General features: G+C 72.3%; 17 protein-coding genes. 4 read left to right on the top strand and 13 right to left on the bottom strand.

Annotation, left to right across the window (positions count from 1 at the left end; all coding sequences use genetic code 11):
• Positions 1-56: 56 nt before the first annotated feature.
• From fabF to ACFXPL_RS08575, 5 genes are all read right to left on the bottom strand, one after another.
• On the bottom strand, positions 57-1319 hold the full coding sequence (gene fabF, locus ACFXPL_RS08595) for a beta-ketoacyl-ACP synthase II (protein ID WP_384914597.1): 1263 nt from the start codon (positions 1317-1319) through the stop codon (positions 57-59).
• Positions 1320-1468: 149 nt separating this feature from the next.
• Positions 1469-1717, bottom strand: coding sequence for an acyl carrier protein (locus tag ACFXPL_RS08590; protein WP_384914594.1), 249 nt, complete (start codon positions 1715-1717; stop codon positions 1469-1471).
• Between the two features lie 79 nt (positions 1718-1796).
• Positions 1797-2798 carry a ketoacyl-ACP synthase III gene (locus ACFXPL_RS08585; RefSeq protein ID WP_384914593.1) on the bottom strand — a complete coding sequence of 334 codons (1002 nt, stop codon included), beginning with the start codon at positions 2796-2798 and terminating at the stop codon, positions 1797-1799.
• Between the two features lie 13 nt (positions 2799-2811).
• Positions 2812-3795, bottom strand: coding sequence for an ACP S-malonyltransferase (locus ACFXPL_RS08580; protein ID WP_384914637.1), 984 nt, complete (start codon positions 3793-3795; stop codon positions 2812-2814).
• Positions 3796-3884: 89 nt separating this feature from the next.
• Positions 3885-5114, bottom strand: a complete 1230-nt coding sequence (locus ACFXPL_RS08575; RefSeq protein WP_384914590.1) for a PucR family transcriptional regulator — start codon at positions 5112-5114, stop codon at positions 3885-3887.
• Here ACFXPL_RS08575 and ACFXPL_RS08570 point away from each other — a divergent pair.
• Positions 5113-5838 carry a pirin family protein gene (locus ACFXPL_RS08570; protein ID WP_384914587.1) on the top strand — a complete coding sequence of 242 codons (726 nt, stop codon included), beginning with the start codon at positions 5113-5115 and terminating at the stop codon, positions 5836-5838. The genes ACFXPL_RS08575 and ACFXPL_RS08570 overlap by 2 nt on opposite strands.
• A gap of 67 nt (positions 5839-5905) precedes the next feature.
• Here ACFXPL_RS08570 and ACFXPL_RS08565 read toward each other — a convergent pair whose 3' ends face one another.
• Positions 5906-6727 (bottom strand): serine hydrolase domain-containing protein, encoded by an 822-nt coding sequence (locus ACFXPL_RS08565; protein ID WP_384914584.1) that lies wholly within the window; start codon positions 6725-6727, stop codon positions 5906-5908.
• A 205-nt stretch (positions 6728-6932) separates the two neighbouring features.
• Between ACFXPL_RS08565 and ACFXPL_RS08560 the strand changes: the two genes are divergently transcribed.
• Both ACFXPL_RS08560 and ACFXPL_RS08555 read left to right on the top strand, forming a co-directional pair.
• On the top strand, positions 6933-7397 hold the full coding sequence (locus ACFXPL_RS08560; protein ID WP_384914581.1) for a MerR family transcriptional regulator: 465 nt from the start codon (positions 6933-6935) through the stop codon (positions 7395-7397).
• A gap of 6 nt (positions 7398-7403) precedes the next feature.
• The gene (locus tag ACFXPL_RS08555) at positions 7404-8456 is read left to right on the top strand and encodes an aldo/keto reductase (protein ID WP_384914578.1); all 1053 of its coding nucleotides are present in this window, start codon (positions 7404-7406) and stop codon (positions 8454-8456) included.
• 99 nt (positions 8457-8555) lie between these two features.
• Here ACFXPL_RS08555 and ACFXPL_RS08550 read toward each other — a convergent pair whose 3' ends face one another.
• From ACFXPL_RS08550 to ACFXPL_RS08520, 7 genes are all read right to left on the bottom strand, one after another.
• Entirely contained in the window at positions 8556-9761 is a 1206-nt protein-coding gene (locus ACFXPL_RS08550; RefSeq protein WP_384914575.1) for an acyltransferase, read from the bottom strand.
• Positions 9758-10828, bottom strand: a complete 1071-nt coding sequence (locus ACFXPL_RS08545; RefSeq protein ID WP_384914572.1) for an alpha/beta hydrolase — start codon at positions 10826-10828, stop codon at positions 9758-9760. The genes ACFXPL_RS08550 and ACFXPL_RS08545 overlap by 4 nt, the downstream gene beginning before the upstream one ends.
• Before the next feature lie 207 nt (positions 10829-11035).
• Positions 11036-11719 (bottom strand): response regulator, encoded by a 684-nt coding sequence (locus ACFXPL_RS08540; protein ID WP_384914569.1) that lies wholly within the window; start codon positions 11717-11719, stop codon positions 11036-11038.
• Positions 11716-13098 (bottom strand): sensor histidine kinase, encoded by a 1383-nt coding sequence (locus ACFXPL_RS08535; RefSeq protein ID WP_384914566.1) that lies wholly within the window; start codon positions 13096-13098, stop codon positions 11716-11718. Before ACFXPL_RS08535 ends, ACFXPL_RS08540 begins: the two co-directional genes overlap by 4 nt.
• Positions 13099-13266: 168 nt before the next feature.
• Entirely contained in the window at positions 13267-14208 is a 942-nt protein-coding gene (locus tag ACFXPL_RS08530) for a DUF4429 domain-containing protein (protein WP_384914563.1), read from the bottom strand.
• 119 nt (positions 14209-14327) lie between these two features.
• Positions 14328-15548 (bottom strand): alpha/beta hydrolase, encoded by a 1221-nt coding sequence (locus ACFXPL_RS08525; protein WP_384914560.1) that lies wholly within the window; start codon positions 15546-15548, stop codon positions 14328-14330.
• 287 nt (positions 15549-15835) lie between these two features.
• Entirely contained in the window at positions 15836-16462 is a 627-nt protein-coding gene (locus ACFXPL_RS08520; RefSeq protein ID WP_384914557.1) for a TetR family transcriptional regulator, read from the bottom strand.
• A gap of 115 nt (positions 16463-16577) precedes the next feature.
• Between ACFXPL_RS08520 and ACFXPL_RS08515 the strand changes: the two genes are divergently transcribed.
• Positions 16578-18194 carry an MFS transporter gene (locus ACFXPL_RS08515; RefSeq protein ID WP_384914554.1) on the top strand — a complete coding sequence of 539 codons (1617 nt, stop codon included), beginning with the start codon at positions 16578-16580 and terminating at the stop codon, positions 18192-18194.
• The last annotated feature ends 21 nt before the right edge of the window (positions 18195-18215 follow it).

Here is an 18215-nt window from a genome sequence, read left to right as displayed (position 1 = left end):
CAAACCTGGGGGTGGGGCCCGCCCGCCTCGCCGCCCCCCCCCACCTCTTCGTGGTCTCAGACCGTGCGCAGCGCCAGCACCACGTTGTGGCCGCCGAAGCCGAACGAGTTGTTGATCGCCGCGATCGTGCCCGACGGCAGGGTGCGGGGCTCGCCGCGCACCACGTCCGCGTCGACCTCCTCGTCGATGTCGTCGAGGTTGATCGTCGGCGGGGCCGTGCGGTGGTACAGCGCGAGCGCCGTGGCCACCGTCTCGATACCGCCCGCGCCGCCCAGCAGGTGGCCGGTCATCGACTTCGTGGCGGAGATCGCGACGTGGTCCAGGTCCTCGCCCAGGACGTGGCGCAGCGCCTTGATCTCGGCGACGTCGCCCTGCGGCGTCGACGTGGCGTGCGCGTTGAGGTGCATGACCTCGGACGGCTTGAGGTCCGAGGAGTCCAGCAGGTTGAGCATGGCCTTCGCGATGCCGCGGCCGGTCGGCTCGGGCTGCGCGATGTGGTGGGCGTCCGAGGAGAGGCCCTGGCCCAGGATCTCGCAGTAGACGCGCGCGCCGCGCTTGGCCGCGTGCTCGGCCGACTCCAGGATGACGACGCCGGCGCCCTCACCGAGGACGAAGCCGTCGCGGCCCTTGTCGTAGGGGCGCGAGGCCCTGGTGGGCTCGTCGTTGTTCTTGGACATCGCCATCATGTTGGCGAACGCCGCGATGGGCAGCGGGTGGATGGCCGCTTCCGTACCGCCGGCGACGACCACGTCGGCGCGGCCGGTACGGATCATCTCCACCGCGTAGCCGACGGCCTCGGCGCCCGAGGCGCACGCGGAGACCGGGGTGTGCACGCCCGCGCGGGCGCCCACTTCCAGGCTGACGTTGGCGGAGGGGCTGTTGGGCATCAGCATCGGCACGGTGTGCGGGGAGACCCGGCGTACGCCGCGCTCCTTCAGCACGTCGTACTGGTCGAGCAGCGTCGTGACGCCGCCGATGCCGGAGGCGATCACGGTGCCGAGCCGGTCGGCGTCGACCGTCGGGTCGTCGCCCGCCTTGGCGGTGTAACCGGCGTCCGCCCACGCCTCCCTGGCCGCGATCAGCGCGAACTGCGCCGAGCGGTCGAGCTTGCGGGCGAGCGGCCGGGGCAGTACGTCGTACGGGTCGACGGCAGCGGTGGCGGCGATCCGGACCGGCAGGTCGGCGAAGCGCTCGCCTTCCAGGGGCCGGACACCGGAGCGGCCGGCGAGCAGACCCTCCCAGGTCGAAGCGCTGTCGCCACCCAGTGGTGTGGTTGCGCCGATACCGGTGACGACCACGGTGCGATTGGTCTGGCTCACTGGAATTCTTCTCCACGTGTAGAGGGTGCTGAATTTGTTACGGCGCCACCACCGGGTGGCGTCTGCCGCGATGAACGGGTCGAACGTCAGGCGTCAGACGTGCCCGGAGGGATCTCTCCGGACGGATCCGGAGTCGTGCCTCGTAGCTGTCAGGCCTGGTGCTTGGCGATGTAGTCGGCGGCGTCGCCGACCGTCTTCAGGTTCTTGACGTCGTCGTCCGGGATCTTCACGTCGAAGCGCTCTTCGGCGGCGACGACGACCTCGACCATGGACAGCGAGTCGACGTCCAGGTCGTCGGTGAAGGACTTGTCGAGCTTGACGTCCTCCTCCGGGATCCCGGCGATCTCGTTCACGATCTCGGCGAGACCCTTGACGATCTCTTCCTGGGTGAAGGCCATGGTGGGCGATCTCCTTTTAGATATTGAGCAGATATGGAGCAGAGGGTTACGGAAGGCGTTCCGGAAGGATCCGGTGTGCCTAGGGGAGGGTAACGACCGTCGCCGCGTACACGAGACCCGCCCCGAAGCCGATGACGAGCGCGGTGTCACCGCTCTTCGCCTGCCCGGTCGCCAGAATCCGCTCCATAGCGAGCGGGATCGAGGCGGCCGAGGTGTTGCCGGTGGTTTCGACGTCGCGGGCGACCGTGACGCTGTCCGGCAGCTTCAGAGTCTTCACCATCGAGTCGATGATCCGCATGTTGGCCTGATGCGGAATGAAGACATCCAAATCTTGCGGGGTGATGCCTGCGGCGTCCAGCGCCTGCTGGGCGACCTTCGCCATCTCGAAGACGGCCCAGCGGAAGACCGCCTGGCCCTCCTGCGTGATGGCCGGGAACTTCTCCTGGGAACCGGCGTGGAAATCGTCCCACGGCACGGTCTGCCTGATGGTGTCGGACTTGTCGCCCTCGGACCCCCACACCGTCGGGCCGATCTCCGGCTCCTTCGAGGGGCCGACGACGACGGCGCCCGCGCCGTCACCGAAGAGGAAGGCCGTCGCGCGGTCCGCCAGGTCGGTCAGGTCCGAGAGCCGCTCCACGCCGATGACCAGGACGTGTTCCGCGGAGCCCTCGACGATCATGCCCTTGGCCAGGGTCAGACCGTAGACGAAGCCCGCGCACGCCGCCGAGATGTCGAACGCGGCGGGTCTGCCCGCGCCGATCCGGTCGGCGATCTCCGTCGCGATGGCCGGGGTCTGCTTGAAGTGCGAGACGGTGGAGACGATCACGGCGCCGATCTGCCCGGGTGTGATCCCGGCGTCGGCGATGGCCTTGCCGGCGGCCTCGACGGACATCGCCGCGACGGTCTCCTCGGGGGAGGCCCAGTGGCGGGTCGCGATACCGGAGCGGGAGCGGATCCACTCGTCGGACGAGTCGATCGTTTCGAGGATCACCTCGTTCGGCACCACCCGGACCGGGCGGTAGCCGCCCACGCCCATGATGCGCGCGTACGGGGCGCCCTTGCTGGGCTTGATCTTCGACATGCTCTCTGGCTCCTTATTCAGCCGTGGAGGAGTGCGAGGACTGGTGCGAGGCGTGCAAGGACGGTGCGGAGGAGTGCTCGGCGATCAGCGCGCGGGCCGCTTCGAGGTCGTCGGGGGTCTTCAGCGCCAGGGTCCGCACTCCGGGCAGGGCACGCTTCGCGATCCCGGTCAGGGTGCCACCGGGGCACAGCTCGATCAGCGCGGTCACCCCCCGCTCCTGGAACGTGTCCATGCAGAGGTCCCAGCGCACCGGGTTGGCGATCTGGCCGATCAGCCGTGCCACCACCTCGGAGCCGGTGGGCACGACGGTGCCGTCGCTGTTCGAGACGTACGGAACGGCCGGGTCGGCGGTGTCGACGGAGGCGGCGGCAGCCGCCAGCTTCTCGACGGCGGGCGCCATGTGGTGCGTGTGGAACGCCCCGGCGACCTTCAGCGGCACGACACGCCGTACGCCCTCGGGCTTGTCCTCGGCCAGCGCGGCGAGCTGGCCGAGCGTGCCGGCGGCCACGATCTGACCGGCGCCGTTCACGTTCGCCGGGGTCAGGCCGAGCGTGTCGAGATGGGCGAGTGTCGTCTCCGGGTCACCGCCGAGCAGCGCGGACATACCGGTCTCGGTGACGGCGGCGGCCTCGGCCATCGCCCGCCCCCGGGCCCGTACGAGGCCCATGGCCGCGTCGTCCGTGAACACTCCGGCGAGCGCCGTGGCGGCGAGTTCCCCCACGCTGTGGCCCGCGACCGCGCCGACGTGCGGCGCGAGGTCACCGGTGGTGGGGAAGAGCTGGCGCGCCGACAGCAGCGAGGCAGCCACGAGCAGCGGCTGCGCCACGGCGGTGTCGCGGATCTCGTCCGCGTCGGCCTTCGTGCCGTAGTGGACCAGATCCAGGTCGATGGCGGCCGACCAGGCCCGCAGCCGGTCTTCGGCACCGGGCAGATCGAGCCAGGGGGTCAGGAAGCCGGGCGTCTGAGCGCCTTGGCCGGGAGCGACGAGTACGAGCACACTCACACTCTCTCTTGTGTACGGTCCTCACCGCCCGTGGGGACAGGAACGAAGAACCGTGAGGGGAATTGTTGGGGTACGACAAAAGTCTAGGACTGGGGATCGCCGTCGGCCAGGCGCCCCAGGATCAGCGCAATCCGCAGCGTGAACGCGGACCTGACATCGGAGGGTGACCATCCGGTGACGTCAGTCACACGTCGCAGCCGGTAGCGCACGGTGTTCGGGTGGACGAAGAGCATCCGCGCGGCGCCCTCCAGACTGCTCGCCTGTTCGAGATAGACACTCAGAGTCTCCAGCAGCGCGGAACCGGCCTCTTCGAGCGGTCTGTAGATCTCCTCCACCAACTGCTCGCGCGCCGCAGGATCGGAGGCGATCGCGCGCTCCGGCAGCAGATCGTCGGCCAGCACCGGGCGCGGGGCGTCCTGCCAGGCGAAACACGCTTTGAGACCCGCCGCCGCGGCCTGCGCGGACTTCGTGGCGGCCAGCAGGTCGGGCACCACCGGGCCCGCGACGACCGCACCGGCCGCGTACGGGCCGATCAGCGCCTTGGCGACCTTCAGCGGATCGTCGCTGCCGCCCGCGATCACCACGAGCCGATTGCCCAGCACCCCGGTCAGCACCTGGAGTTTGGCGTGGCGCGCGGCCCGCCGGATCGCCTCCACGGTCAGCTCGCTGTCCCCGTCGGGGGCCGTGCCGAGCAGCACACAGACATGTTCGGGGGAGCTCCAGCCCAGCGCCGCCGCCCGGGACACCGCGCCCTCGTCGGCCTCACCGGAGAGCACCGCGTTGACGACCAGGGACTCCAGCCGAGCGTCCCACGCGCCACGCGCCTCGGCGGCCTGCGCGTACACCTGCGCGGTGGCGAAGGCGATCTCCCGCGCGTAGACGAGGAGCGCCTCGCGCAGCGCGGACTCGTCGCCGGGGGCGGCGACCTCCTCGATCGCCGTCTCCATGACCTCGATCGTGGTCCGCACCATCTCGACGGTCTGGCGCAAGGTGATCGCCCGGGTCAGCTCGCGCGGCGCCGTACCGAAGACGTCCGTGGAGATGGCCTGCGGGGTCTCCGGGTGACGGAACCACTCGGTGAACGCGGCGATGCCCGCCTGCGCGACGAGCCCGATCCACGACCGGTTCTCCGGCGGCATCGCGCGGTACCACGGCAGCGTCCCGTCCATGCGGGCGATGGCGTTCGCGGCGAGCCGTCCTGAGGACTGCTCCAGCCGCCGCAGTGTCGCGGGGTGCGGATGGGGTTCGTTCGAGGGTTCAGGCACGGGACAAGACTGCCTTATCGGGTCGGGTGCCCGTGGGGCCGGGGCCATGGGGCGGGACTACGGTGGAAACGTGATTCTCGTACGGTACGCAGCGGAGCGTTACGCGGGCGGCGACACCGCCGAGGGCATCGCGTCGCTGCACGCCTTCTCCTTCGGACACTTCTACGATCCGGACAACCTCCGCTTCGGCGCGCTGCTCGCCTGCAACGAGGAACGGCTCGCGCCCGGTGCCGGGTTCGGCGAGCACCCCCACCGGGACACCGAGATCGTCACCTGGGTCGTCGAGGGCGAGCTGACCCACCGAGATTCGGCCGGACACGCCACGGTCGTCCGGCCAGGGGACGTCCAGCGGCTCAGCTCCGCGGGCGGGGTGCGCCATGTGGAGCGCAACGACGGGGCGGTCCCGCTGGTCTTCGTCCAGATGTGGCTGACACCGCTGGAGCCGGGCGGCGAGCCCGCGTACGAGGTCGTACGGGGCATCGCCGACGCCACGCCGTACGCCCTCCCGGGGGCGGGCGCGCTGCTGCACGTGCGGCGGCTGCGGGCCGGCGAGCGCTCCGCCGTGCCGGACGCGCCGTCGGTGTACGCGCACGTGGTGCGGGGCGTGGTACGGCTCGACGGCCCCGACCGGACCGAGGGCGCCGGCGGCACGGGGGAGCTGGGCCCCGGCGACTCGGCGCGGATCACCGACGCGCGGGGGCTCGAACTGGTCGCGGGGCCGGGGACCGGGGACCAGGCGGCCGAGGTGCTGCTCTGGGAGATGCCGGCCTGACCCGGCCCCGCCCCGCGCGGTCCGGCAGGGCGCCTCTTCCCGGCGTCCCGCGCGGTCCCGAGGGGCGCTATCCGGCCAGCTCCGCCAGCACCGCGTCCGTGAACGGCGGCCACGCCTCGATCGCCCACGGCCCGAAGTCCCGGTCCGTCAGGGCCACACAGGCGGCCCCCGCGTCCGGGTCGACCCACAGGAACGTACCGGACTGCCCGAAGTGGCCGAAGGTGCGGGGCGACGACGAACTCCCCGTCCAGTGCGGCGACTTGCCGTCCCGTATCTCGAAGCCGAGACCCCAGTCGTTGTGCTTCTGACTGCCGTACCCGGGCAGTACGCCGGAGAGCCCCGGGTGGACCACGCTCATCGCCTCCAGCACCGTACGCGGATCGAGCAGCCGGGGCGCCTGCACCTCGGCGGCGAACCGCGCCAGGTCGTCGGCGGTCGACACCCCGTCCTTGGCCGGCGAACCCTCCGTCGGCAGCTCCGTGTCGGCCATCCCGAGCGGTTCGAGCACGGCCTCGCGGAGGTAGTCGGCGAAGGGGATGCCGGTGGCCCTGGCGACATGGTCGCCCAGCACCTCGAACCCCGCGTTCGAGTAGAGCCGCCGGGTGCCTGGCGCGCTCGCCGCACGGTGCTCGTCGAAGGCCAGCCCGCTGGTGTGCGCGAGCAGATGCCGCACGGTGGCCCCTTCGGGCCCGGCGGGCTCGTCCAGCTCGACGGCGCCCTCCTCGTACGCCACGAGCACCGCGTACGCGGCGAGCGGCTTGGTCACGGAGGCGAGCGGAAAACGCCGCGACGTGGGCCCGTACGTCCCCGCGACGCTCCCGTCGGCGCGCACGACGACGGCCGCGGCGTGCGGCACGGGCCAGTTCTCGATCATCGCCAGGCTCTGCATGCGCACGAGCCTACTGGGCGGGTACGACATCCCCACGGGCCGCCCTGGAGGCCGTACCGGGGACCCTCCGGAGACCGTGCCGGGGGACTCTGTGGAGGCCGCACCGGGGGCCGCCGTACAGTCCGGCCGGGGGACGGGCCGGCCCCTGGCCATTCGGGCGTAAGGACTTGCTTCGAGTGCACTCCAAGGATCTAGCGTTGATGACATGACGCTGATCCAGACCAGCCCCGTACGGACAGCCCGCGTGGAGGGCTGCGCCGCCCCGCCGCCCGCGCATCCGCGCCCCAACGGCCAGGACCGCTACACGATCAGTGAGGTCGCCGCCTTCACCGGACTCACCGCGCACACCCTGCGCTGGTACGAGCGGATCGGGCTCATGCCGCACATCGACCGGTCGCACACCGGGCAGCGCCGCTTCAGCAACCGGGACCTGGACTGGCTCATGTTCGTCACCAAACTGCGGCTGACCGGGATGCCCGTCGCGGACATGGTCCGTTACGCCGAGCTTCTCCGGGTAGGCGACGACACGTTCGAGGAGCGCCAGGAGCTGCTGGAACGGACACGCCGCGATGTCCTGCGCCGGATCGCGGAGCTTCAGGACACCGTGTCCGTACTCGACCACAAGATCAGCTTTTACGCGGACGCCCGCACGGCGTCGGAGAGGTTCTGAACCCCGATGAGCGACAACAAGAGCCACAGCGCGGGTCACGGCGCGAACGACGGCAGGATCGAGAAGGTACGCCTCGGCACCGGCGGCCCGGAGGTCGGCTCCCAGGGGCTCGGCTGCATGGGCATGAGCTTCGCGTACGGGCCCACGGACGCCGACGAGGCGCGGGCCACCCTGGAGCGCGCTCTGGAGCTGGGCGTGACGCTGTACGACACGGCGGACATGTACGGGAACGGCGAGAACGAGAAGTTCCTCGCGCCGTTCGTCGGGGCGCACCGCGACGAGATCGTCCTCGCGACCAAGTTCTCGCTGGGCGTCGACCCCGAAGACCCCACCAGGCGGATCATCCGCAACGACCGGGCCTATCTGCGCGGCTGCGTGGAGGCCAGCCTCCGGCGGCTCGGCGTGGAACGGATCGACCTCTACTACATGCACCGGCGCGACACGAACGTCCCCATCGAGGAGACGGTCGGTGCCATGGCCGAGCTGATCGACGAGGGCAAGGTCAAGTACCTCGGGCTGAGCGAGGTCACCGGCGCCGAACTGCGCGCGGCCCACGCCGTGCACCCGATCACCGCGCTCCAGTCGGAGTGGTCGCTCTTCAGCCGCGACGTCGAGCGGACCGCCGTCCCGGCCGCCGCCGAGCTGGGCGTCGGGCTCGTCCCGTACTCCCCGCTCGGCCGGGGTTTCCTGACCGGCTCGTTCGTCAACGCGGAGCGCGAGCTGGGCGCCGACGACTTCCGCCGCCAGCAGCCGCGCTTCACCGGGGAGAACGCCGCCGCCAACGCCGCCCTGCTGGAGCCGGTCCGCAAGATCGCCGAGGGGCGCAACGCCACCCCGGGCCAGGTCGCCCTCGCCTGGGTGCAGCAGCGGGCGCCGCTGCACGGCCTGGCCGTCGTACCGATCCCCGGTACCCGCAGCCGCGCCAGGATCGAGGAGAACACCGCCGCGACGCATCTCATCCTCACGGAGAGCGAGCTGAGCCTGCTGGAGCCGATCGCGGCACGGGTGGCGGGCGGCCGGTACGCCGACATGAGCTCCACCTCGACCGCCCGGGAGTGACCCGCCCGGGAGCACTGCCCCTCCGGGGAGTACCCCTCCCGGGAGGGGTACTCCCCGGAGGGGCACCCGCCGCCGCGGCTCGACCACCCGCCCCGTGGCTCACGCCAGCCCCAGCGCGAACACCGCGAAGCCGGCCGCGAGCAGCCCCGCCGCCGCGCGGCGGGCCCGCGCACCGCGCGTCCCGCTCTCCCACGGCCCGTCGAAGCCGCGCGCGTACCGGCCGACGACCACCAGCAGCGTCGCGAAGAGCGGCAGCCACGTCAGCCGGGCCAGGATCCACCCGAGGGTGTCCGGCGAGGTCGTCAGCCCGGCCAGCTCGCCGGCGAAGGAGCCGGGCACGGCGACGGCGAGCATCGCCGTCTGGTGCCAGCACAGGATCGTCATCGCGGACAGGTTCACGACCACCACCGGCGCCCACAGCGCGGGCCGTGCCAGCAGCCGCCCCAGCCGGTCCCGTACCAGGATCGCCGCACCGCTCTGCGTGGCGGCGAGGGCGAGCACCAGCAGCGACGGCGGATGCGAGTTCGTACGGACCTCCCCGGGGACCCCGACCATCGACGCCGGGTAGTGGAAGACCGCCAGCAGTACGGCGAAGAGCAGCGCGCCGCCGACGAGCAGGAAACGCGCCCCGCGCCGCCCGATCCGCCCCTCGCCCCACGAGACACCGAGCTGGTACGCGAAGATCCACCCCGGCAGGACGTTCAGCACGCTCAGCCAGGACGGCATCGCCTGCGCGTACGGCCCGTACCGCAGCAGGTCGACGGCGGCGACGGAGACCAGCAGCGGGGCGGCGGCCCAGCCGCCGAGCCGGCGCGCCGCGGCGACGCAGCACGGGGTCAGCGCGGTCACGATCACGTAGATCCCCACGAACCACAGCGGCTGGATCACCAGCGTCGACGCGGTCCGCAGCGTCGTACCGGGCACCCCGAGCGCGTACAGCAGGGGCAGCAGCACCGCCCACACCGCCGTCACCCCGAGCACCGGCCTGCCCAGGCGCACCACGCGCCCGCGGAGCCAGGCGGCCGTCGTGGAGCGCCTTCCCCGGTACGAGAGGACGGAGGCGTACCCGCCGACGAGGAAGAAGATGCCGAGCATCTGGAGCACCCAGCTCACCGGGGCGAAGCCGCCGAAGGAGGTGAGGGGGCTCGCGTTGTGCAGCGCGCCGTCGGCGTCGAGCGTGAAGCCGCCGAGCAGCCAGTGTCCGGTGGGTACGGCGAGCAGCGCGAGGGCGCGGAGCCCGTCGACGGCGCGGTCGCGGGAGGCGGGGGTACGCGCCTCGATCTTCGCCACGGTCCCGGCGATCACCGGTTCTCTCCCGCCGTGAGGGCCCGCGCGCTGTCGCCGCGCGCGATGGCGGCGAAGGCGCGGAGCGAGTCCGTGCCGGGGACGAAGTAGCCGGTGTGACCGTGGGCCGTGGTGGCGGGCACCCGGCGGGCGCCGAACTCCGCGCCGGCCGGGTCGGGGCCGTGGCCCAGCCCGGCGAACTCGACGTTCGGGACCTTGGAGATCCAGTCGGACGGGTCCTTCGCCGCCCAGACGCGCGCCTCCGTACGGAGGTCGGCGACCCGGTCGGCGCGCATCCCGGGCGAGCCGCACACGACGATGTCGGTGGCGTTCACCTCGGGGGCTGCGAGCCCGCAGACCACCGAGCCGTAGCTGTGGCAGAACAGCGCGGGCTTCGCAGCCCCGGCCGCCACGAGCCCCCGGGTGAACCGCGCGAGCCGCCCGGCCCCCGCCTCGGCGAGGCCCCCGGTCGCCGCGTCCAGACCGACCCCCACCGGGGTGGTGTAACCCGCCCACGCGACGACGGCGGTACGGTCGCCGGCCGCGGCCCGCAGGGACGTGGCCATCCCGGCGGGCGTGCCGTACGGGTCCTTCGCGCGGTCGAAGCTCCCCGCGTCGATGTCCGAGCCCGGCACGACGACGGAGACATGGGGCGCGGCCGTCAGATCGCCGTACACCTCGGCCACCTGACCCCGGCCGCGCGGGTCGAAGACCAGGATCTGCCGCCCGGGCGCGGCGAGCCGCCCGTACCGGGGATCGTGCGCGGTCCGGATCGCGAGCGCGTTGGCCTCGTAGCGCAGCGCCACCGGCGCCCCGTCGAGATTGCCGACGACCGAAGGGTGACGGTGCGCCAGCTCCCGCTGCCGGCCGGGCGTCACCGTACGGAAGAACGAGGCGACGTCGCGCGGGCTCGCCGTGGCCGGATCGGGCAGCGGCCGGCCCAGCACACCGTCCGCCCGCCAGGCCGCGCTCCCCGGCGGCGGCCCGGTGACGGCCTGCTGCGCACCGCCGGAGGCCCAGCCCGCAGTGCCCCCGGCCACGGTCGTCGCCAGCGCGGCGGCGACCAGAGTCCTCTTGTAGCGGCGCATGTACGTCTCCCTCTTCCCGTCCTCGCCCGTCGAGGTGGCGAGGAGGAAGGTAGGAAGAAGGTGTACGGCCGGACGTCACACCCGGGAGCCAACTACCGCGTCATACCTGGGTAGTGGGGGTACTGGGGGCGGGCCCCGTACGGGTCGGACCTTTGTGGCGCGGGTCGGACCTTTGTGGTGCGGGGCGGGCCCGGCGCCCGGCGCGGCTCAGGCGGGCGCGTCGCCCGGGGTGACCAGGCCCGACTCGTACGCGAAGATCACGGCCTGCGCGCGGTCCCGCAGCCCGAGCTTGGAGAGCACCCGGCCGATATGGGTCTTCACCGTCTGCTCGGCGACCACCAGCCGTCCGGCGATCTCCAGGTTGGAGAGGCCGCGCGCGATCAGCTCCAGCACCTCGGTCTCCCGGGGCGTCAGCCCGCGCAGCCGCTGGCTCCGGTCCGTGCGCGGGGCGGGCCGCCGCTGGGCGAAGTCCGCGATCAGCCGGCGGGTCACGGAGGGCGCGAGCAGCGCCTCGCCGGCCGCGACGATCCGTACGGCCGCGATCAGGTCGGCCGGGGGCGCGTCCTTGAGGAGGAAGCCGGACGCGCCGGCGCGCAGCGCCTCGTACACGTAGTCGTCCACGTCGAAGGTGGTCAGCATCAGCACCTTCGGGAGGTGGATCACCCCCACCGGCGGGCTCAACAGCTCGCGGGCGGCGGCCAGTCCGTCCATCTCCGGCATCCGGACGTCCATCAGCACCACGTCCGGGTGGACGGTACGGCTGACCTCCACGCCCTTGCGGCCGTCCGGCGCCTCGCCCACCACGTCGATGTCGGACTGCGCGGACAGCAGCGCGGCGAACCCCGCGCGCACCATGGCCTGGTCGTCGACGATGATCACGCGGATGGTCAAGGGGTGTCCTCGGGGGCCGGGCCCTTCGGCGCGTTCGTGGAAGCGCCCGTCGGACCGTCGGTCAGGGGGAGGCGGGCCGCGACCCGGAAGCCGCCGTCCGGCAGCGGCCCGGTGTCCAGCGTGCCGCCGGTCAACCGTACGCGTTCGCGCATCCCGATCAGCCCGTGGCCCGTTCCGGTGGTCTCCAGCGGCGAAGTCCGTGCGACGGCAGGGCCGTTGACGATCAGTACGGTGAGCCGGTCCGGGTGGAGGACCACCGACACCCGCGTCCGCGCGCCCGGCGCGTGACGTACCACGTTGGCCAGCGCCTCCTGCACGATGCGGTATGCGGAGAGGTCCACGGCCGGCGGTACGGGCCCCAGCCGCGCCGGGAGCGACAACTCGGCGGGGACCCCCGCCCGTACGGTCGCCTCCACGAGCTGCTGCACCCGGTCGAGCCCCGGCTGCGGAGCCCGTTCGCCCTCCGTACCGTCGCTGCGGAGCACCGAGAGGAGCCGCCGCATCTCCGTCAGGGACTCCCGGGCACCGGCGGCGATCGTGGAGAACTCCTCCCGCGCGGCGTCCGGCAGCCCCTCGATCCGGTACGGCGCCGAGTCGGCCTGCACGGTGATCACCGACATGTGGTGGGCCACCACGTCGTGCAGCTCGCGCGCGATCCGGGCGCGCTCCTCCAGCAGGGTCCGCCGGGCCCGTTCCGCCTCGCTGATCGTCTCCTGCTCCACCAGTCTGCGCTGGGCGTCACCGCGTTCGCGCAGGGCGGCGCTGAGCACCAGGAAGAGCCCGCTGAGGACGAAGAGCAGCAGATGGGTGCCGTCGCTGCTGCTCTGCGAGATCAGCTCGAAGAGGAACCCGGCGAGGCCGGTGGCCAGCCAGACGGCGAGCAGGGTGCGGCGCGATTCGCGCAGCCCCAGGCAGATCATCAGCACCAGGTAGCCCACGATCACCATGGGCGGCCAGGGCCACGGCCGTCCGTCGATCCCGTCCGCGCTCAGGAGCAGGATCCCCCCGACGACATCGGCGGGGAAGATGATCCACCACGCCTGGAGCGGCCGGCTCACGGCGAGCAGCAGCGGCGCGGCCTGCGCGGCGGCCAGCGCCCCCGACCAGCCGCCGCCGAGCCGGTAGTCCTGGGTGAGCACCGTGGCGGTGACGGGCAGCAGGGTGACGGCGAAGCCGAGGAGGACCACGTAGGGGAAGAGCCGCTGCCACTGCCTGGGCGCGTGCGAGAGGAGCGGTTCGGTGGACTCCGAGGGGGTGCGCAGCGAGGCGGCGAGAGCCCACAGGGCACGGCGCGAGGAGGCGAAGTGCGGGGCCGGGGACGACGGCGGCGGGTTCGACTGCGGCGGGGACGGCGGCGGTGGCGGGGGAGCGGTACTCATGACCTGGTCAGCCTAGGCAGCCGCCGCCCGGACGGCGTCATACCGGGGAGCCGGTCCCCGTCTCATACCCAGGTATGACACCCCGCCCGCCTCCATCCGGTCCCGTACTCCCGCCCCGTACTCCTGCCTCTGTACGCGCACAGCCCTCGTCCTCCCGCCGCCGTACGCTCACAGCTCCGCCAGCAGCTCCGTCTTCTTCGCGGTGAACTCCTCGTCCGTCACCAGACCCGCCTGGTGCAGTTCCCCGAGATGCCTGATCCGGTCCGCCACATCGGCCGGGTCGCGCCGGCCCGTCGAGACCATCGCGGGGACCGGCGCCGCCACCCGCTTCGCCGCCGCGCCGCGGACCGCCTCCAGGACGGCCGCCGCGAACGGCAGCGACTCGTGGACCGGGCCGTAGCCGAGCCCGAAGACGACGGCGGCCGGGTCGTGGTCGGCCTGGCCCGCCCCGGACCCCGCCGCCCCGGACCCCGCCGCTCCGTGGCCCTCGCGCGGCAGCAGGCGCAGATATCCGTCGAAGAGCTCGGGGGAGCGCCACTCGACCCCTTCCAGCTCCGTGACGGGCAGGCGCTGGTCGCCCGCCTTCCACTTCGTGGAGGACGCGCCCGTCCAGAACCAGCGGAACAGGACGGTCTCGCCGTCGAAGGACGCCTTGCCGTCGTACGCCTTGAAGTGCCGCGGCGTCCCGGGCGCCGCGACCAGGTAACGTTCCGCGGGCTCGTCGGGCTCCGGTCCGCCGTCCGTGCCCCTGCGGCCCCCGCGCCGCAGCCACGAGGCGGTGAGCGCGGCGCGCAACTCGTCGGCGTAGTACTCGGCGAGGGTCTCGGACTCGGCGGGCAGCACCAGCCGGTACGGATCGCCGCTCTCCTTGAGCTGTCCGGCCGCGGCCTCCGTGAGCGGGTCGGCGCCCGGTCTCGGCACGGCGCGCAGCACGACCGTGCCGCGCCTGCCCGGAGCGAGCGTCACCGACGACAACGCCTCGTGCGGGATACGGCGTTCACCCAGCGCCGAGAGGAGCTTCGGCGTCCGTATTCCGCGTTCGAACCGGATGAGCACGCTGTCGCTGTCGAACTCCCAGGTGGCATGGATCCCCGCAAGCACATCACCCATGTGCCACATCGTAGGCGGCGCGCGCGCTCGCGTCGCCTGCCCAAGAGGGGGAATCTACGCGCGTCGGGCCGCGCGGGGCGCGTCGCGGTCCAGGGAAGCGGGTGGCCTACGGCCGTTGCCTATCCGGCCATCGTCTCGCCGTCGTAGGCGATGCCGCTCCGGCACGACCCGGCGGTGTCCGCGCACGTCACCGCGCGGTACGAACCGACGCCGATGTCCGCGAAGTTGTCCAGGCTCTCGGTGCCCGGCTCGAAGTAACCGGCGTGGCCGGCCGCGCCCCCCGCCGAGAGCACCCGGGCGCCGAACGCCCGGGTCACCGGGTCCGCGCCGTGGCCGAGCCCGCCGACGGCGAGGTACGGCACGTCCTGGATCCAGTCGTCACGGTCCCGCATGGCCCACACATGGGCGCGGGTCCCGAGCTGCGCGGCGTTCTCGACGCGCATCCCGGGACTGCCCGCGACGGCGACGTCCGTGACCCGGGCGGGCAGGGAGCGCGCGGCGACCCCGCACACCACGGAGCCGTAGCTGTGGCAGAAGAGCGAGACCTCCGACCGGCCGGGCAGGGCGGCGGTGAGCGCGGTGAGCCGTACGGCGCCGTCCTCGGCGAGCTTGCCGATGGCCGCGTCCACGCCGAGGCCGGCGGGCGAGGTGTAGTCGGCCCAGGCGATGACGGCGGTACGGGTGCCGGGGTCGGCCTTGCGTTCGGCGGAGTACAGCGACTCGGCCATGCCCGCGGTCGCCGAGAACCAGCGGTCCGAACGCTCGAAGGTCAGGACGTTCGTGTCGACCCCGGGCACGACGAGGGAGACGCGCTGGGCGCGGTCGAGATTGCCCAGGACCTCGGCGATCCGGCCCTGGCCCGACGGGTCGAACGCGAGGATCTGCCGGTCGCCGCTGAGCAGTGACTCGTACCGGTGCATGCGGCGGCCCGCGAGTTGACGGCCGTCGCTCGACAGCCTGCTGTCCTGCATCCGGCCCTCCTCGGCCGTGCGGGCCTGGGCCAGCGCGATCCGGTTGGCGCGGTAGCGGAGGGTGACCGGGGCGCCGTTGAGATTGCCGACCGCGAGCGGATACCGGGACGCGAGCCGTGACTGCTGCCCGCTGTCGAGGGACGCGAAGAAGGCGGTCAGCGTCTTGGCGGGCCCGGTCGGGTCGGGCAGGTGACGGGCGCCTATACGGCCCCGCTCCCAGGCACTGAAGGCGGCTGTCAAGGGCTCGCCGGGACCGCGCTGGTGCTGTACGGCGGTCCATCCGGTCGTCGCCAGCATCACGAAGACGACGGCGAGGGCGAGCAGCGCGCGCCACGCGCTCAGAGTGGGGGAGGAGTCGAAGGAAGTCACTGCTCCTCAGCCTAGAGTGCGCGCGGGGGGCCTCGCGACGAGCGTGAGACAGATCACCGGCCGTGCGGGATTGAACCGACGGTAACCTCACCGAACGTGCGGTGGGGCGCACACTCCGGAGCGCGGCTCGGCGTGGGGGCGTGTGCCCGCACGGCCTCAACGGCGGGCGCGAGCCTTCCGGGATGTTCGCCCGAACGGCCCTTGCGGATCGCGCGACGGTGTGGGTGGCCGAGCCCTGGAGCTAGGCCCCGCCCTACGGGCGGACGGCGCTACTTTCGAAACACGCCCTAGCGCCAGTCGTCCCTCAGGAGCCGCGGGGTGAGGTGGTCGAGATACGCCTCGGTCAGCCGGCCCAGCCCCGCCACGCTGCAGTCCTCGCCCTGGCTCCAGAGCCGCCCGGTGGCCCGCATCACGCCGGTGAACGCGGCGACCGCGACCCGGGGCCTCGGATCGGCGTCGACGTCCAGGCCCTCCCGGTCCGCGATGAGCCGGGCGACCCCGTCCTCCAGGTCCGAGGAGCGGCGCAGATGGGTGGCGAGCAGAGCCGGGGTCGACTCGATCATCCGGTACGACCGCATGTACAGCTCCACGGTCACGACGGACTCGATGGTGTCCCCCACGCTGCCCCAGACGGACGAGACCGCGTTGCGCATCGCCTCGAACGGGCCTTCCGTACCGGGCCGGGCGCGCAGTGCCTCGACGAAGCGGGACTCCACCACGTCCACCATGGCGAAGGCCACGTCCTCCTTGCTGGCGAAGTAGCGGAAGAACGTGCGCTGGGAGACCTCCACCGCCTCCGCGATCTCGTCGACGGTGGTCCGCTCGTACCCCTGCGTGGTGAACAGTTCGAGCGCCACACGGAGCAGGGAATCCCGGGTGCGTTGTTTCTTGCGGGCGCGCAGTCCGCCGGTCACCGCGGAGACCTCACTCTCACTCGGGGAGCTGGGAGCTCACTCGGGAGTAACATGACAGTTGCTGTCTTGTGAAATGGTTTGTCAACTGTCAGTCGCTGACACTACTTTCTGCGGTATGACTAGTCAGACCACTGTCGACAAGGCGCCACCGAGCCCGGAACCCGCGGAACCTCTGGGCCCGACGCCCTCCAAGGGGCGGCGCGGCCACCCTTGGCTGACTCTCTTCTCCGTGGCCATCGGCGTCATGATGGTGGCGCTCGACGGCACCATTGTCGCCATCGCGAACCCGGCCATCAAAACCGACCTCGGTGCGTCGTTCGCCGATGTCCAGTGGATCACCAACGGCTACTTCCTCGCGCTCGCCGTGGCACTGATCACCGCGGGCAAGCTGGGCGACCGCTTCGGTCACCGGCAGACCTTCCTGATCGGCGTCGCCGGCTTCGCCGCCGCCTCCGGGGCCATCGGGCTCTCCCACAGCATCTCCCTGGTGGTCACCTTCCGGGTGCTCCAAGGGCTCTTCGGCGCCCTGCTGATGCCGGCCGCGCTCGGTCTGCTCCGGGCCACCTTCCCGGCCGAGAAGCTCAACATGGCCATCGGCATCTGGGGCATGGTCATCGGCGCCTCGACCGCCGGCGGACCGATCCTCGGCGGCGTGCTGGTCGAGCATGTGAGCTGGCAGTCCGTCTTCTTCATCAACGTGCCGGTGGGCGTGATCGCCCTCGTGCTCGGCACGCTGATCCTGCTCGACCACCGTGCCAGGAACGCGCCGAGGTCCTTCGACATCCTCGGCATCCTGCTGCTCTCCGTCGCCATGTTCGCCCTGGTGTGGGCGATCATCAAGGCCCCCGAGTGGGGCTGGGGCGCGGGGATGACCTGGATCTTCATCGTCGTGGCGGTGGTCTGCTTCGGCGGATTCGCCTACTGGGAGACGAAGGTCAGGGAACCGCTCGTCCCGCTGGCGCTCTTCCGCTCCGTACCGCTCTCCGCCGGTGTGGTGCTGATGGTCCTCATGGCCATCGCCTTCCTGGGCGGGCTCTTCTTCGTCACCTTCTACCTCCAGAACGTGCACGGCATGAGCCCGATCGACGCCGGTCTCCATCTGCTGCCGCTCACCGGCATGATGATCGTGGGATCGCCGCTCGCCGGACTCCTGATAACCAAGGTGGGCCCCCGGATCCCGCTGGCCGGCGGCATGGTGTTCACGGCCGCGGCCATGTTCGGCATGTCCACCCTGGAGACGGACACCAGCAGCCTCACCATGTCCGTCTGGTTCGCCATGCTCGGCTTCGGCCTCGCCCCCGTGATGGTCGGCGCGACCGAGGTCATCGTGGGCAACGCGCCGATGGAGCTGTCCGGGGTGGCCGGCGGCATCCAGCAGTCCGCCATGCAGATCGGCGGCAGCCTCGGTACGGCCGTACTCGGCGCCGTGATGGCCTCGAAGGTCTCCAGCGACCTGCCGGGCAACTGGACGGCCGCCGGGCTGCCCCCGCTGACCGCCGCCCAGGCTGGACCGGCGACCGAGGCCGTCCAGGTCGGCGCGGCCCCGGTGACCGCGGACATGCCGCCCGCGGTCGCCCAGCAGATCACCACCGTCGCGCACGACACCTTCATGTCCGGCATGAGCCTGGCCAGCCTGGTCGCGGCCGGGGTCGCGGCCGTGGCGGTCCTCGTCGCCCTGCTGACGAAGCGCGGCGACAACGCGGACGCGGCGGGCGGCGGGGTGCACATCTGACGTCAGCCGCCGGGTGACCCG

The sequence above is a fragment of the Streptomyces sp. NPDC059092 genome, from assembly GCF_042756365.1.
Taxonomy (GTDB): Bacteria; Actinomycetota; Actinomycetes; order Streptomycetales; family Streptomycetaceae; genus Streptomyces.
The sequence above is the reverse complement of the archived record's forward strand: the minus strand, read 5'-3'. Positions and strand labels throughout refer to the sequence as shown.